This is a genomic window from Nocardiopsis oceanisediminis (assembly GCF_048595525.1).
Lineage (GTDB): Bacteria > Actinomycetota > Actinomycetes > Streptosporangiales > Streptosporangiaceae > Nocardiopsis_A > Nocardiopsis_A oceanisediminis.
The window spans coordinates 2,552,543-2,568,089 of sequence record NZ_JAFMZJ010000001.1 but is presented as its reverse complement, the minus strand read 5'-3'; the positions used below and the strand labels follow the sequence as shown (position 1 = coordinate 2,568,089).

General features: G+C 75.7%; 12 protein-coding genes. 4 read left to right on the top strand and 8 right to left on the bottom strand.

Annotation, left to right across the window (positions count from 1 at the left end):
* Positions 1-50: 50 nt before the first annotated feature.
* The 3 genes from J0910_RS11425 to J0910_RS11415 all read right to left on the bottom strand — a co-directional run bounded on the left by J0910_RS11425 (position 51) and on the right by J0910_RS11415 (position 1,950).
* A complete protein-coding gene (locus J0910_RS11425; RefSeq protein ID WP_420158481.1) occupies positions 51-647 on the bottom strand; it encodes a hypothetical protein in 597 nt (198 codons plus the stop codon).
* A gap of 389 nt (positions 648-1,036) precedes the next feature.
* A complete protein-coding gene (locus tag J0910_RS11420) occupies positions 1,037-1,627 on the bottom strand; it encodes a TetR/AcrR family transcriptional regulator (RefSeq protein WP_420161959.1) in 591 nt (196 codons plus the stop codon).
* Complete coding sequence (locus J0910_RS11415) at positions 1,624-1,950, bottom strand: DMT family transporter (protein WP_420158480.1); 327 nt, start codon at positions 1,948-1,950, stop codon at positions 1,624-1,626. Before J0910_RS11415 ends, J0910_RS11420 begins: the two co-directional genes overlap by 4 nt.
* A 205-nt stretch (positions 1,951-2,155) precedes the next feature.
* Here J0910_RS11415 and J0910_RS11410 point away from each other — a divergent pair, with 205 nt between their 5' ends.
* A complete protein-coding gene (locus tag J0910_RS11410) occupies positions 2,156-5,170 on the top strand; it encodes a bifunctional [glutamine synthetase] adenylyltransferase/[glutamine synthetase]-adenylyl-L-tyrosine phosphorylase (RefSeq protein ID WP_420158479.1) in 3,015 nt (1,004 codons plus the stop codon).
* A 145-nt stretch (positions 5,171-5,315) separates the two neighbouring features.
* Here the strand turns inward: J0910_RS11410 and J0910_RS11405 are convergent, their stop codons facing one another.
* Both J0910_RS11405 and J0910_RS11400 read right to left on the bottom strand, forming a co-directional pair.
* On the bottom strand, positions 5,316-5,654 hold the full coding sequence (locus tag J0910_RS11405) for a hypothetical protein (RefSeq protein WP_420158478.1): 339 nt from the start codon (positions 5,652-5,654) through the stop codon (positions 5,316-5,318).
* A gap of 234 nt (positions 5,655-5,888) precedes the next feature.
* A complete protein-coding gene (locus tag J0910_RS11400; protein ID WP_420158477.1) occupies positions 5,889-6,518 on the bottom strand; it encodes a hypothetical protein in 630 nt (209 codons plus the stop codon).
* Between the two features lie 418 nt (positions 6,519-6,936).
* On the opposite strand from J0910_RS11400, the gene J0910_RS11395 reads away from it, so the two are divergent.
* Together J0910_RS11395 and J0910_RS11390 are read left to right on the top strand one after the other, a co-directional pair.
* On the top strand, positions 6,937-7,155 hold the full coding sequence (locus tag J0910_RS11395) for a hypothetical protein (RefSeq protein WP_420158476.1): 219 nt from the start codon (positions 6,937-6,939) through the stop codon (positions 7,153-7,155).
* 188 nt (positions 7,156-7,343) lie between these two features.
* Positions 7,344-10,379 carry a helix-turn-helix transcriptional regulator gene (locus J0910_RS11390; protein WP_420158475.1) on the top strand — a complete coding sequence of 1,012 codons (3,036 nt, stop codon included), beginning with the start codon at positions 7,344-7,346 and terminating at the stop codon, positions 10,377-10,379.
* A 155-nt stretch (positions 10,380-10,534) separates the two neighbouring features.
* Here the strand turns inward: J0910_RS11390 and J0910_RS11385 are convergent, their stop codons facing one another.
* Positions 10,535-11,260 carry a TIGR03086 family metal-binding protein gene (locus J0910_RS11385; RefSeq protein ID WP_420158474.1) on the bottom strand — a complete coding sequence of 242 codons (726 nt, stop codon included), beginning with the start codon at positions 11,258-11,260 and terminating at the stop codon, positions 10,535-10,537.
* Positions 11,261-11,320: 60 nt separating this feature from the next.
* Positions 11,321-13,075: an NAD+ synthase gene (locus J0910_RS11380; protein WP_420158473.1), complete on the bottom strand. Its 1,755-nt coding sequence runs from the start codon at positions 13,073-13,075 to the stop codon at positions 11,321-11,323.
* Between the two features lie 219 nt (positions 13,076-13,294).
* On the opposite strand from J0910_RS11380, the gene J0910_RS11375 reads away from it, so the two are divergent.
* Positions 13,295-14,656, top strand: a complete 1,362-nt coding sequence (locus tag J0910_RS11375; RefSeq protein ID WP_420158472.1) for a glutamine synthetase family protein — start codon at positions 13,295-13,297, stop codon at positions 14,654-14,656.
* 81 nt (positions 14,657-14,737) lie between these two features.
* On the opposite strand, the gene J0910_RS11370 is transcribed toward J0910_RS11375, so the two are convergent.
* Entirely contained in the window at positions 14,738-15,475 is a 738-nt protein-coding gene (locus J0910_RS11370; protein WP_420158471.1) for a response regulator, read from the bottom strand.
* Positions 15,476-15,547: the final 72 nt, after the last annotated feature.

The window sequence follows — 15,547 nt, the reverse complement described above, 5'->3', positions numbered from 1 at the left end:
GGCGCGTCCGCGCGGTCGGCGGAGGCCGGGGCCCGTGGGGTCGGGACCGCTCAGCGGGCCGCGCGGGGCGGCCGGAGCGCGAGCGGCGGCGCGCGCCCGTCCAGGGCGTGCCGGAGCATGCGCGGGCGCAGTCCCGGGACCGGCGCCGGGAGGGCGCGCACCGCGGGGGCGGCGAGCAGCGGAGCCGGGGCGGCGGGGGGCGCGTCCAGCGCGGCCCGGAGCCGGTGCAGCAGCGTCCACAGCGCCTCTTCGCCGCCGGCCAGCCACCAGCCGGTGACCAGAGCGGCCCACAGGTGGGCGGCGAGCATCCCGGTGCCGCCGCCGTGCTCCGCCCCGCCGGAGCACATGTGCTCGGCGGCCGGGAGCAGCCCGCCGGCCGGCAGCGGGCCCGCGGCCAGGGTGAAGAAGAGGTGGAGCAGGAGCTGGGCGCCGAGGACGCCGGCGATGAGCACCGGGGCCGAGCGCGGTGCCCGGGCCGGCGGTGTGGCGAGGACCGCGAGGCCCGCCCAGGCCGCCGCGAAGACCCCGGCGTCCGGTCCGGGCGCCCCGGCGGCGACGTGCCCGAGCAGCGCGACGGCCGTGCACACGGCCGCGAACATCGCGGCCCTGGGCACGGCTACGGCGAGCGGGTACCGGGCGTCCGACATGGCGTGGAACATCATCTCAGCCCCCGGCGGCACGCTCCGCCGGGGTGGGGCGCCGGACGGGTGTGACCTCCGCCCGGGTGGCGGCGCGCGCCCGCCGGTACGCCCCGGCTCCGGACGGCCGCCGCGGGCGCCCCGGCCGGGGCCCGCCCGCCCGCGGGGCGCCAGAGCCCAGATCCGCCGGACCGGGGCCGCCGGCCGGGGCGGCGTACGGCGGCCCCGCGTACCCGCGCGGTGGGGTGCGGACGGTGCCCGATCGCCGAATCGCCGGCACCGGACGGGGAGCCGGCGGCCCGGCGGAGGCCCTGGACCGCCCGCAGGGCCCGCCGCCGTCCCGGCCCGCGGGAGAGAGGGACGCGATCCGGTGGCGGGCCGGAGGGCGCCGGTCGGGGTCAGTCCGCGCCGGGCTCCTCCGGCGCGGGGCCGCCGGCGCCCAGCACGTGCCGCAGGACCGCGGCCATCTCCCCGGCGGAGACGTCCTCCTCGGCGAGCAGCGCCTCCATGGAGAGGCCGTTGGCGGCGGCGACCGCGGCCCGGACCGCGACCGGATCGGCGGTGTAGCGGCGGGCGACGTCGGCCACCAGGTCGTTCCAGCAGCGGACGACGGGGCGCAGCGAGGGCCGGCGGGCCGCGAGCAGGGAGAGCTCGAACTCGGCGAGGACCCGCTCCCGGCCGCCGGGGCGGCAGCCGTCGGACAGCACCCCGCCCAGCGCCTCCACCGGGTCGTCCCCGGCGCGCAGCGCCTCGCGGAGGCGGCGGAGGTAGTCCCCGGTGGCCTCGGTGAGGGTGGCGACGAGGAGGTCGTCGATGGTGTCGAAGTAGTAGACGGCCGAGCTCGGCGGCGCGCCCGCCTCCTTGGCGACCGCCCGGTGGGTGACCTTGGCCGCGCCGTCCCGGGCGACCACCCGCAGCGTCGCCGCGAGCAGCTCCGCGCGCCGCCGCTCGCCCCGGGCCCGGCGGCCGTCGACCGCCCCGCCCGTCAGTGCGCACCGCCCGTCTCCAGGGCCATCACCCCGGCGATGACCAGGGCGATCCCGCCGACCTGGATCCAGCTGAGGCTCTCCCCCAGGAAGACCGCGCCGATGATCGCGACCAGGGACACCCCGGCGGCCGCCCAGATCCCGTAGGCGACCCCGACCGGCATCCCCTGCTTGAGGGCGGCCCCGAGCATCCAGAACGCGGCCCCGTAGGCCAGCACGGTGACGACCGACGGCAGCGGCCTGGTGAAGCCCTCGGAGAACCTCAGCGAGATCGTCCCGGTGACCTCGGCGACGATCGCGACGGCGAGCAGCAGCAGCGGGGGCACGGCCCCTCCTCTCCCTCATCCTCTGGCGGCACGGCTTTCGGCGCACCGGCGCCGGCCGACTAGTTGAACAGAAGTTCAACTTACTCTATTCCGCCGTGCGGCCGGCCCCGGGGGCTCCCGCCTCGGCGGCGGGGGCGGGCCGCCCCGCCTCCGTCCGGCCCCGACGGGCTAACGTTGTGCCGTGGCGACGCGCGACGGACTCTCAATGACGGCGGGTGCCCTGGCCCGGCAGGGCTTCGGGGACGGGGCGCGGGCACTGCGCCTGTTCTCCGGTGCCGGGATCGACCCGGGGGACCACCCCGAGCTGGTGGAGGCGCTCGGCGCCTCCGCCGACCCGGACCAGGCGCTGACCGGGCTGACCCGGATCATCGAGAACCTCCCGGAGGACTCCGGGCTGCTGGAGGCCCTGGCCGCCGATCCGGACCTGCGCGCCCGGCTGACCGCGGTGCTCGGGGCGAGCATCGCGCTCACCGACCACCTGGTGCGCCACCCCGGCGACTGGCGGGAGCTGTGCGGCCCGGACGCCGCGCGCGCCCCCTCCCCCACCGAGCTCCGCGCCGGCCTGCTGCACACCGTGGGCGCCGAGCCCAGCTCCGCCGCCCCCGCCGCCGACCCGGAGGCGTTCGGAACCGAGGGGCCGGCCCCCGCGCTGCGCGCCGCCTACCACCGCCGGGTGCTCCGGCTGGCCGGGCGCGACCTGACCGGGGCGGCCGACGTCGCCGAGGTCGGCGCGGAGCTGGCCGACCTGGCGGCGGCGGTGCTGGACGCCGCGCTGGCCATCGCCCGCGCCGAGGCGCCCGAGGACGCCGCCGCCTGCCGGGTCGCGGTGATCGGCATGGGCAAATGCGGCGGCCGGGAGCTGAACTACGTCAGCGACGTCGACGTGGTGTTCGTCGCCGAGCCCGCCGAGGACGCCCCCGGGGACGGCGACCCGATGGCCTCCGCCACCCGCCTGGCCTCGCGGATGATGGCGATCCCGGCGGACACCGACGGCGAGGGCACCCTGTGGGAGGTGGACCCCGCGCTGCGCCCGGAGGGCCGGAACGGCCCGCTGGTCCGCCCGCTGGCCGGGCACATCGCCTACTACGAGCGGTGGGCCAAGACCTGGGAGTTCCAGGCGCTGCTCAAGGCCCGCCCGATCGCGGGCGACGCCGCCCTCGGCGCCGCCTACGCCGAGGCGATCGCGCCGATGGTGTGGAGCGCGGCGGGCCGACCCAACTTCGTGGACGACGTGCAGGCCATGCGGCGGCGGGTCGTCGCGCACATCCCGGCCGCCGAGGCGTCCCGGGAGCTCAAGCTCGGGCCCGGGGGCCTGCGCGACATCGAGTTCAGCGTCCAGCTGCTCCAGCTGGTGCACGGCCGGGCCGACGAGACGCTGCGCTCCGGCAACACCCTGTCCGCGCTGGAGGCGCTCTCCGCCGGGGGCTACGTGGGGCGCGCCGACGCCGCCGGGCTGGCCTCCTCCTACCGCTTCCTGCGGGACGTGGAGCACCTGCTGCAGATGCACCGGCTGCGCCGCACCCACCTGCTGCCCGACGGGCGGACCGAGGCCGGGCAGGCCGCGCTGCGCCGGCTGGGCCGGGCGCTGGGGCACACCTCGAACCCGGTGACCGACGTGACGGCGGCCTGGCGGCGGACCGCGGGCGAGGTCCGGCGGCTGCACGAGAAGCTGTTCTACCGGCCGCTGCTCAACGCGGTGGCGCGGCTGCCCGAGGACGGCGTCCGGCTCACCGCCGAGCAGGCCGGGCAGCGGCTGGAGGCGCTGGGCTTCGCCGACCCGGCGGGCGCGCTGCGCCACCTGGAGTCGCTGACCTCGGGGGTCTCCCGGCGGGCGGCGATCCAGCGCACCCTGCTCCCGGTGATGCTCGGCTGGTTCTCCGACGCGCCCCGCCCGGACGCCGGCCTGCTGGGGTTCCGGCAGGTCAGCGAGGCCCTCGGCACCACGCCCTGGTACCTGCGGCTGCTCCGCGACGACGTGCGGGTCGCCGAGCGGATGGCGTGGCTGCTGGGCACCAGCCGGTACGCCACCGAGCTGCTGCTCCGCGCCCCGGAGGCGGTCGCGATCCTGGACGACGACGCCGACCTGGAGCAGCGCCCCACCGAGCTGCTGCAGGCCGAGGCCGCCGCCGCGCTGCGCCGGCACGACTCGATGGAGACCGCGGTCGCCGCGGTGCGCGCACTGCGCCGCCGGGAACTGTTCCGCACCGCCGCCGCCGACCTGCTGGAGGTCTCCGGGATCGACTCCGTGGGGCACGCGCTGACCGCGATCGCCCGGGTGACCGTCGACGCCGCGCTGCAGGCCGCCGTCCGGGTGGTCGCCGAGGAGCTGGGCGAGGAGCCGCGGACCCGGATGGCGGTGATCGGCATGGGCCGGTTCGGCGGCCGGGAGCTGACCTACGCCAGCGACGCCGACGTGATGTTCGTGCACGACCCGCTGCCCGGAGCCGATCCGGCGGTCGCCGGCCGGCACGCCGAGATGCTCGTGCGCGAGCTGCGCCGGCTGCTGGAGATGCCCGCGGCGGACCCGCCGCTGGCGGTCGACGCCGACCTGCGCCCGGAGGGCCGCAGCGGTCCGCTGGTGCGCACCTTCGACTCCTATGCCGCCTACTACCGGCGGTGGGCGTCGGCCTGGGAGTGGCAGGCGCTGCTGCGCGCCGAGCCGGTCGCGGGCGACGCCGAGCTGGGCGGGCGCTTCATGGAGCTGGTGGACCCGGTCCGCTACCCGAAGGACGGGGTGGGCGACGCGGAGGTGCTGGAGATCCGGCGGCTCAAGGCCCGGATGGAGGCCGAGCGGCTGCCCCGCGGCGCCGACCCCGCGCTCCACACCAAGCTGGGCCGGGGCGGGCTGTCCGACGTGGAGTGGGTGGCGCAGCTGCTGCAGCTGCGGCACGCGCACCGGGTTCCGGCGCTGCGCACCACCGGCACCCTGCCCGCGCTGCAGGCCGCGGTGGACGAGGGGCTGCTGGACCCGGAGGACTGCGGGACCCTGGAGGTCGCCTGGCGGCTGGCGGCCCGGGTGCGCGGCGCGATCATGCTGGTCCGGGGGCGCGCGGGCGACTCGATCCCCGCCGACACCCGGGAGGTGGCCGTCCTCGCCGGGGCCCTGGGCTACGGCGGCGACGAGGACGGGGAGGGCCCCGCCGCCCTGCTGCTGCAGGACTACCGCCAGGCCACCCGGCGCGCCCGCACGGTGATGGAGCGGGTCTTCTACGACGACTGAGGGCCGGGAGCGGGGAGCGCCGCTCCCCCCGGCATGACCGAGGCGCCCGCCGGTGGGCGGGCGCCTCGGGGGGCTCCTCCGGTGCGCGGTCCCGGCGGAGCCGGTTCCGGGCGGAGCCTTTCTGCGTGCGCGGAGAGGGCGGACGTCACTGCCAGAAGACGGCGACGGCGACGTTCAGCACGGCCAGCGCGCCGGCGGCGATGCCGAGGCGGGCGGCGGGCTTGCGGGCGTTGAGCACCGCCACGGCCGTCACGGCGAGCGCCACGACCAGCTTGACCCCGATCTTGACGTGGTCGACGGCGTCGCCGCCCATCTCGGCCAGCCCGACCAGCACCAGCCCGGTGACCAGCTGCAGCAGCGAGCTGTGCAGGATCACCTTGGGCGCCTTCGCGCTGTCGGTGATGACCTGCATCAGGAAGCCGGCGATGATCCCCGCCATACCGAGGAGGTGGAGGAACACGAGGAGCGAGTGAATGAGATCCATGCCCCAGACGCTACTACACCTTGTAGTGGCAAAACGTCGTGACAGAGGCACGGCCGGGTAACGGCGCGGGGCCCGCGCGCAGGCCCCGCGGGGGCGCCATGAGGCACGACGCCGGAGACCGGCGCGGAGTTCCCGCCCGCCGGCCCCGGGCCGCGACCGCCCCGCCGATCGCGGCCCGGGGCCGCGGGCGCTTCCAAGGCCCCTGCGCGGAGCCGGGGCCCGGCCTCGGGGCGGTCACCACCCCTCGTCGAACTTCTTCAGCTCGCGGCGGCGCCACAGGGCGTAGCCGACCGCGCCGATGGCCAGCAAGGCGATGGAGGCGCCGCCGACGACGGCCTCCTCGAGCCCCGGGCGGCCCGGCCCGGACGGGGCCGCGGCGGCGCCGGCCTTCGCCGGGTCGGGCCGGAGGTCGGCGTCGGTGGCGCAGGCCAGCGGCGGGGCGTTCCGGTCGAGGCCGGCGCAGGCCGTGGTCGCGATCCGCCAGGAGGCGCCCTCCGCCGGGTCCAGCCTCCCGGTGACGCGGCCGGTGGCGCTCTCCCCCGGCTGCAGGTCGACCCGCCAGAGCGCGACGCCGTCCGCGGGGCGCCCGGAGTCGGAGGGGCGCTCCCCGTCGGTCTCCACGAATTCGAGCTCCGGGGCCAGGGTGAGGTAGAGCAGCACGTCCTCCACCGCCTCCCCGCCTTCGTTGCGGAGCGTGACGACGTACTCGGCCTCGTCGCCCGGCTCCAACCGGTCCACCCGGTCGGTGACATCCACGGAGAGCGCCTCCGAACCGACGTCCGCCCAGGCCGCACCTCCTCCGGGGACCCCTGCCGCCACTGCTGCCACCAGCGCCGCCATCCCGCGGACGGCGATCCTTCGCACCCGTTCGGCCACCCTCGCCACACCCTCTCGGAGCATGGGCCGCCTCCGACTCGGCGGACCTGCACACTCGATAAGTACTCACAACGAGTTCATGACGGAGAGTGACACGCCCGGGCGGCCCGCATCGGCCGCCGTCCCACTTCCCCGTTGATCTTGGAGTTGCGGGGGTATCAGGGCGCCCTGATACCCCCGCAACTCCAAGATCAACGGCCCCTGCGGGGCGGGCCGCTGCCGAGAACTCCGGGCGACCGCTCGCACACCCGACGGCCTCTTAGCGGTCCGGGCGTCTTAGCCGCCGCCTCAGGCCGCTCCCGGCCGGATATAAGGCATCCGTCCGATGCCCCTCCCCCCGTCTTAGAACGAGTCTGGGACCACACCGGAACGGCGAGAGGCGCCGCTCCGACCGGGAGGGACCACCGTGATCCACAGCGACCTGATCAACGACCTGGCCCGCGAGCGCGTCGCCGACCTGCTGCGCGAGGCGCGGCGGACCGAGCCCGCGGTGCGCGAGCCCGCCGGCGACGGGCCCGGCGGGGGCCGGCCCCGCGCCGGGCTGGAGAGGCTCCTGCGCTACCTGGGCGGCGCCGGCGCCGCGGAGAGCTGGACGCCGGCCCCGCGCACCCCTTCGGAGAAGTGACCGGCCGCGCGGCCGCCGCGGCGGCGGCCGGAGCCCCGGCGGAAATCCGGCCGGACGGGCCCGCACGGCCCGTCCGGCCGCCCCGTTCCAGCGGTTCGGACGCACCGCTCGGCGGAGCGGCCCGGCTCTCCCCGTCGCAGAACGAAAAATCCGGCACGAAACCGAACACGAACGCCATAATGGGCATCATGTCCACCCCTGGCGTCCGCCACGAGCTCGTCGGCCGGCGAGCGGAACTCAGCATCCTGCTCGACCACGCGCAGCGCACCCGCTCCGGCAAGACCGGGACGATCATCGTCGGCGGCGAGGCGGGGATGGGCAAATCCCGCCTGCTCACCGAGTTCGCCCGGCACGTCCCGGAGGGCCGGCTGGTCGCGGGGGGCTGCCTGGAGCTGGGCGTCGACGGCCTCCCGTTCGCCCCCTTCGTCACCGTGCTGCGGCAGCTGCTCCGGATGCACGGCCCCGAACTGACCGCCGCCGCGGGCGGCGGAAGCGAGCTGCCCCGCCTCCTCCCGGAGCTCGGCGCGGTCCCCGACGACCGGCGCGACGCCCGCGGCCTGCTCTTCCAGCAGGTCCTGCTGCTGCTCACCGCGGCCGCCGGCTCCGACGGCCTCACCATCGTGCTGGAGGACCTGCACTGGGCCGACAGCGCCACCCGCGACCTGCTGGTCTTCCTGGTGCGCAGCCTGGACACCGCGCCGGTGCAGATCGTGGCCACCTACCGCAGCGACGAGCTCCACCGCGACCACCCGCTCCGCCCGCTCCTGCCCGAGCTGGAGCGGCTGCCCGACGTCGAGCGGCTGGACCTGGCCCCGCTCACCCCGGAGGAGGCGGCCGAGCTGGCCGGCGCGATCCGCGGCGCCCCGCTGAGCGGCGCCGAGGCCGAGGCGCTCTACTCCCGGTCCCAGGGCAACGCGCTGTTCGTGGAGTCGCTGGCCGAGCAGCCGATGCTGCTCGACTCCCCGGTGCCCGAGCGCCCGCGCGAGCTGCTGCTCTCCGCGCTGCGCCGGCTGGACGAGCGCGCCTCCGACGTGGTCCGCACCGCCAGCGTGGGCGCGGTCAGCGGCGGGCACGTCGAGCACGAGCTGCTCGCGCACGTCTGCGGGCTGCCGCACGGCGAACTGGACGCGGCGCTGCGCAGCGCGGTCGACGCCAACGTGCTGCACCCCACCGAGAGCGGGTTCCGGTTCCGGCACGCCCTGCTGCGCGAGGCCATCCACGCCGACCTGCTCCCCGGCCGGCACACCCGGCTGCACCTCGCCTTCGCCGAGGCGCTGGACGCCCTGCCCGACGCGGTCCCCGCGCACCGGCTCGCCGCCGAGCAGGCGCACCACTACCACGCCGCGCACGAGCTGCCGCGCGCGCTCAGCGCCTCCTGGTGGGCCGCCGTCTACGCCGGCCGCAAGCTGGCCCACGCCGAAGAGCTCCGGATGCTGGAGCGGGTGCTGGAGCTGTGGGACCGGGTGCCCGACGCCGCCGAGCGCACCGAGGGCGACGACCGGTTCGCGGTGCTCAACCGGGCCGCCGACGCCGCTCTGGAGAAGGGCGATCCGCTGCGCGCCATCGAGCTGTGCGAGGAGGGCCTGCGCGACCTGCCGGCCGAGGGCGGCACCGGGATCCAGGCCAAGCGCGGCCTGCTGCTGCGCCGCCGCGCCCAGGCCCGGTACGACGCCGCCGACCGCAGGGCGATGGACGACCTGTTCACCGCGCTGGAGATCTTCCCGCCGGACGCCCCCGGCTACGCGATGCTGCTCTCGCTGCTGGCCCGCGGATGCATGCGCGCCCCCGACGTCGACCCCGCCGAGCACCCGGTGCTCCGCCGCGTGCTCGACGTCCCCGAGCGGGGCGGGGCCGATGACCCCGCGGGGAACCGGCGGCTGCGCCTCTCCCAGCACGCGCTGGCGCAGGCCGCGCTGGACGCCGCCCGGCGCACCGGGGACCGCTGCGCCGAGGCCGACGCGCTCAGCTCGATCGGCTCGGCGCTGTTCAACGAGAGCGACTTCGAGGCCGGGCGGAGCGCGATGGAGCGCGGCGCCATGCTCGCCCGCGAGCTGGGCGAGTCCGCCGTGGAGACCAGCAACCACTCGGTGCTCGCGCACTACCTGCGCGAGTTCGGCCGGCACGGCGAAGCGGTGGAGGTGCTGCTGGAGACCCTGGACCGGCTGCACCGGATGGGGCAGTCCAACAGCGGTGCCCCGTTCGCCGCCTCCAACCTGGCCGAGACCTACTGGGAGACCGGCGACCTGGCCGAGTGCGAGCGGTGGGCGCGCAGGGGCGAGGCGCTCTCCCCTCCCCCGAAGATCCGCATCTACCTGGCCACCTCGCAGGTCCGCGCGGCCCTGGCCCGGGGCGACCTGGCGGCGGCGCGCCGCGCGGGCGTCCTGCTGAAGGACCTCGACCCGTTCGGCCAGCCGCACATGCAGGCGGTCCAGCTCTCGGTGACCGCCAGGGTCGAGCTGCTGCTGGCCGAGGGGGAGGCCGCCGAGGCCGCGGAGCTGGCCCGGACCGCGCTCTCCAGCGGCGACTTCACCACCTCGCCCGGCTACGGCTGGGAGATGCTCGACCTGTTCGCCGAGGTGCTGGCGGTCTCCGCCGCCGACCGGAGGGTCACCGCGGACGGCAAGGCGGAACTGCGCGCGGTGGTCGACCGGAACATCGGGGTGATGCCGCTCCGCGGCCCGGTGACCAGGGCCAGGCAGGCCACCGTCGCGGCGCGGCTGAGCGAGGTGTCCGGGGCCTCCCCGGCCGAGTCGGCCCGGTTGTGGCAGGAGGCCGTCCGGCTGTGGCGCCCGCTGCCGCTGCGGCTGCGGCTGGCCGACGCCCTGATCCGGTCCGCCGAGGCGCGGGCCGCGGCCGACGGCGACCGGGACCGCAGCGCCGAGGAGGTGCGCGAGGCCGCCGACCTGGCCAAGGCCTGCGGGGCGCCGGTGCTGCGCAACCGCGCCGAGGACCTGGCCCGGCGCCTGGGACTGCCGCTGGACGCGTCCTCCGGGGCGCTCCCGGCCCGCCCCTCCGGGCTCACCCCCCGCGAGGTCGAGGTGCTGCGCCTGCTCTCCCGCGGCAGCACCAACGCCGAGATCGGCGCCGAGCTGTTCATCAGCGCCAAGACGGCCAGCGTGCACGTGTCCAACATCCTCGCCAAGCTCGACGTCGCCAACCGGGCCGCCGCCGGCGCCCGCGCCCGCGAACTGGGCCTGGGCGAGCCGCAGGGCGCGCCGGGCTGACCCCGTCCCCGCCTCTCCCCGATGATCGTGACGCTGCGGCCCCATCGGAGCACTCCGATGGGGCCGCAGCGTCACGATCATCGCTCAGGGGCGGTTTCTCCCGGCAACGATCCGGGGTCCGGCCGGACGGAAACGGGCCGGGAGCGGCCGACCGGTCAGCCGCCGTGCCCCGGCGACCAGTCCGGGTCCCGGCCGAGCGCGCCGAGGAGCCGGTCCTGCAGGGACGCCTCCCCGGGGACCCCCACCTCGGGGCCGTACACTTCGACGCCCGCGCCGAAGGCCCCCGGCGTCCGCAGCCGTTCCATCGTTTCGGCGGGGACCGCGTTCACCCGCGCCCACAGCGCGGCCGCGTCGCCGGGGTCGAGGTCGGCGTCCTGCCCGGTGGCCTTGGCCAGGTCCCAGCAGTGCAGGACGATGTCGTCGCTGAGCACCTCGTCGATGTGCCGCTCCGCGGACACCGTGCCGGCGGGCGTGTCGCAGGGGGCCGCGGCGAGCGCGGGATCGGCGAGCACGGCCTCGACGTCGGCGCGGGCGGCCAGGAAGGCGGCGAGCGGGTCGTCGGCCGCGGCGGGCGCGGGGCCGAGCCTGCGGCCGAGCGGCCGCAGCATGGCCTCGTGCATGTCGACGACGTGGCCGACCACGTCCAGCGCCGACCACCCCTCGCACGGGGACGGCCGGTGCCACTGCCCGTCCCCGGTCCCCTCGATCCTCCGCTGGAAGGCGTCGGCCCGGCCCCGGTAGCGCTGCGCGATGGCGGTCATACCGGGAAGTCTGGCACCGCCGCGCCCTCGGCGCCAGGCGGTGGCGCAGGCGGCGGCCCCGTCCGGCCGGGCCTCGCCGGTGCCCGCCGCCCGCTCTTTCCCGATGATCTCGACGGCCATCAGAGCGTTCTGATGGCCGTCGAGATCATCGCCCGGGGGCGGGCTTCTCCCAGCGGCGGTCTAAGGCGTCCAGCGGTTGGTGATCGGCAGCCGGCGGTCCCGGCCGAGGTTGCGGGAGCTGATCTTGGTGCCGGGCGGGTACTGGCGGCGCTTGTACTCGGCCCGGTCGACCAGCCGGATCACCCGCTCGACCAGCGCCGGGTCGAACCCGTCGTGGACCAGTTCGCGCAGCCCCTTGTCGGTGCCGATGTAGGCGTCCAGCAGCGCGTCGAGCAGCCCGTAGTCGGGCAGCGAGTCGGTGTCCAGCTGGTCCGGGCGGAGTTCGGCGCTGGGCGGTTTGGCGATGGAGTTCTCCGGGATCGGCGGGGCGGCGCCCTCGGCGCGGGCCTGCTCGTTGCGCCATTCGGCCAGCTCCCAGACCAGGGACTTCCAGCAGTCCTTGATCGGCGCGTACCCGCCGACCGAGTCGCCGTAGAGGGTGGAGTAGCCGGTGGCCAGCTCGCTCTTGTTGCCGGTGGCCAGCACCAGGTGGCCCTCCTGGTTGGAGAGCGACATCAGCAGCGTGCCGCGCACCCGGGCCTGGAGGTTCTCCGCGGCGAGCCCGTCCAGCCCGACCGCCTCGCCGAAGGCGTCCACGATGGGCTGCACCGCCAGGGTGCGGGTGCGCACGCCCTGCCGCGCGGCCAGCTCCTCGGCGTCGGCGACCGAGTGGCCGCTGGAGTACTTGCTGGGCAGCAGCAGCCCGTGCACGTTCCCCGCGCCCAGGGCGTCGACGGCGATGGTCGCGGTGAGCGCCGAGTCGATGCCGCCGGAGAGCGCGACCAGGGCGCTGCGGAAGCCGTTCTTGCGCACGTAGTCGCGGAGCCCGGTGACGAGCGCCCGGTACACCTCGCCGGTGTCGGAGAGCGGGTCGGGGCGGGGCGCGACCAGCGGCGGCTCCGGCTCGTAGGGCGGCACCGGGCGGGCGGAGACGGTGTGCCGGACGATGCGGACGCCGTCCACCCGGTCCGCCTCCGGGGCGGGGTCGGGGGCGTCGGGCAGCCGCAGGTCGGTGACGAGCAGCGCGTCGGTGAACTGCGGGGCGCGCGCCACCAGCTCGCCGTCGGCGTCGACGATGAGCGAGTCGCCCTCGAAGACCAGCTCGTCCTGGCCGCCGGTCATGTTCACGTACCCCACCGCCGCGCCGGTCTCCCGGGCCCGGCGCTGGCACAGCTCCAGCCGGACGTCGTCCTTGGCCCGCTCGTAGGGCGAGCCGTTGAGCGTGATGAGCATCCCGGCCCGCGCCGCGCGCACCGCGGTGACCGGGCCGCCCTCCTGCCAGAGGTCCTCGCAGATGGCGAAGGCGATGTCCGCGCCGCGCACCCGCACCACGGGCAGGGCGTCGCCGGGCACGAAGTTGCGGAACTCGTCGAAGACCCCGTAGTTGGGCAGGTGGTGCTTGGCGGAGATGAGCCGCACCTCGCCGCCGTGCAGCAGCGCGGCGGAGTTCTGCGGGGCGCCGGCGGGCTGGCCGAACCGGGCGCCCACGCCCTCGCGGCGGTTGAGGAACCCGACCACGGCCGGCAGCTCGCCCAGGCCCTCCTCGGCGAGCCGCGCGGCCAGCGCGTGCACCGCCTTGACCGAGGCGGACACGAAGGAGTTGCGCAGCGCCAGGTCCTCCACCGGGTAGCCGGTGACCACCATCTCCGGGAAGACGACGAGGTGCGCACCGGCGACGGCCGCCTCATGGGCGGTGTCCACCACCAGGCGGCAATTGCCCTCCAGGTCGCCGACCACCGGGTTGACCTGAGCCAATGCGATTCTCAGCTGTGCCACGACCTGAGCCTACCCGGCGCGCGCCCGGCCGGCCGGGCGCGGTGTCGCACGTTTCCCGCGGGGCCTGTGATAATGCCGACGGGCCCCCTTTCCACATTGCCTACCTGCGTTAATGCGCCGGAAACGTATACCCGGCAGACTGGAGGGGGTGCCGTCCCGCCGGGGCCCGGACCGGGGGCCGCGCGGCCCGGCACCGACGATCGACGAGGAAGGTGAACCGTGAATCGACAGCAGGAATTCGTGCTCCGGACGCTGGAGGAGCGCGATATCCGGTTCGTCCGCCTGTGGTTCACCGACGTGCTCGGTTACCTCAAGTCGGTGGCGGTGGCCCCGGCCGAGCTGGAGGCCGCCTTCACCGAGGGCATCGGCTTCGACGGGTCGGCGATCGAGGGCTTCGCCCGCGTCTACGAGGCCGACATGCTGGCCCAGCCGGACCCGACCACGTTCCAGGTGCTCCCGTGGCGGAACGAGCCGCACGGCACCGCGCGGATGTACTGCGACATCCTGATGCCGGACGGCTCGCCCAGCTACGCCGACCCGCGGCACGTCCTCAAGCGCCAGCTGAGCAAGGCCTCCGACCTCGGGTTCAGCTTCTACACCCACCCCGAGATCGAGTTCTACCTGCTGAAGAAGATGCCCGGCCCGGGCGAGCTGCCCGAGCCGAACGACTCCGGCGGCTACTTCGACCACACCCCGCACAACAGCGCGCACGACTTCCGGCGCAACGCCATCAACATGCTGGAGGCCATGGGCATCTCGGTGGAGTTCAGCCACCACGAGGGCGGCCCGGGCCAGCAGGAGATCGACCTGCGCTACGCCGACGCGCTCACCACCGCGGACAACATCATGACGTTCCGGCTGGTGATGAAGGAGGTCGCGCTGGAGCAGGGCGTCTACGCCACGTTCATGCCCAAGCCGTTCACCGAGTTCCCCGGTTCGGGCATGCACACCCACATGTCGCTGTTCGAGGGCGAGCGGAACGCGTTCCACGAGCCCGGGGCGGAGTACCGGCTCTCCAAGGTGGGGCGGGGCTTCATCGCGGGGCTGCTGCGGCACGCCGCGGAGATCACCGCGGTGTGCAACCAGTGGGTCAACTCCTACAAGCGGCTGTGGGACAACGCCGCCGCCTCGGCCGGCGCCGGCGGCGAGGCGCCCGCCTACATCTGCTGGGGCCACAACAACCGCTCCGCGCTGGTGCGGGTGCCGATGTACAAGCCCACCAAGAGCAACTCCAGCCGGATCGAGTTCCGCTCGCTGGACACCGCGTGCAACCCCTACCTGGCGTACGCGGTGATCCTGGCCGCCGGCCTGAAGGGCATCGAGGAGGGCTACGACCTGCCTCCGGGCGCCGAGGACGACGTGTGGGCGCTGACCGACGCCGAGCGCCGGGCGATGGGCATCGCCCCGCTGCCGCAGAGCCTGGACGAGGCGATCCGCGCGATGGAGAGCAGTGAGCTGCTCGCCGAGACCCTGGGCGAGCACGTCTTCGACTTCTTCCTGCGCAACAAGCGGGCGGAGTGGGAGTCCTACCGCCGCCAGGTGACGCCCTACGAGCTCCAGCGCTACCTGCCGACGCTGTGACGGCCGGTGCCGCGGCGGCGCCGCGGCACCGTGAAGGCGCGGGCCGGAACCCTTTTCGGGCGGGGTTCCGGCCGGGTCCGGTCACTCCGCTTCGACGACCTTCTCCCGGACCGCGTAGACCGCGGCCTCGGTGCGCGAGTGCAGCTGGAGCTTCTCCAGGATGTTGCGGATGTGGTTCTTGACCGTGTTCTCGGAGATGAAGAGCTCGTCCGCGATCTCGCGGTTGTTCAGGCACCTGGCCACCAGGCGGAGCACCTCGGTCTCCCGGGCGGTCAGCTGCGGGGCCGCGGGGCGGGCCGCGGCGGCGTCCCGCTTGGCCAGCTGGGTGAACTCCCCGATGAGCTTGGTGGCCATGGAGGCGTTGATGAACGACTGGCCGTCGGCGATGGCGCGGACCGCGTCGGGCAGCTCGTCCACGGAGATCTCCTTGAGCAGGTAGCCGTCGGCGCCGGCCTTGAGCGCCTGGAACAGGTCGTCCTCCTCGTCGCTCATGGTGAGCATGGTGATCTTGGCTCTGGGGAGGCGCCGCCGGATGGCCGCGCAGGCCTCGATCCCGTTGCCGCGCGGCATCCACACGTCCATCAGCACCACGTCGGGGGCGAGCGCCGCGGCCCGGCCGACGGCCTCCTCCCCGCCGCCGCACTCCCCGACGACGTCGATGTCGGGCTCCTCTTCCAGCACCGAGGCCAGCCCGCGCCGGAAGAAGGCGTGGTCGTCGACGAGCATGGTGCGGATGGGCCCGCCGCGCTCCGCGGCACCGCCGTGATCGGCCGGTCGGGGAACCGGCACCTCGGTCATATCGGGGGGGTGCCCACTCACTGCGGAATTCCTTCCTGGCGCAAGTCGTCCCGGGTCAAGGAAATCGAACCCTGCCACCATCGCCAGAACAGC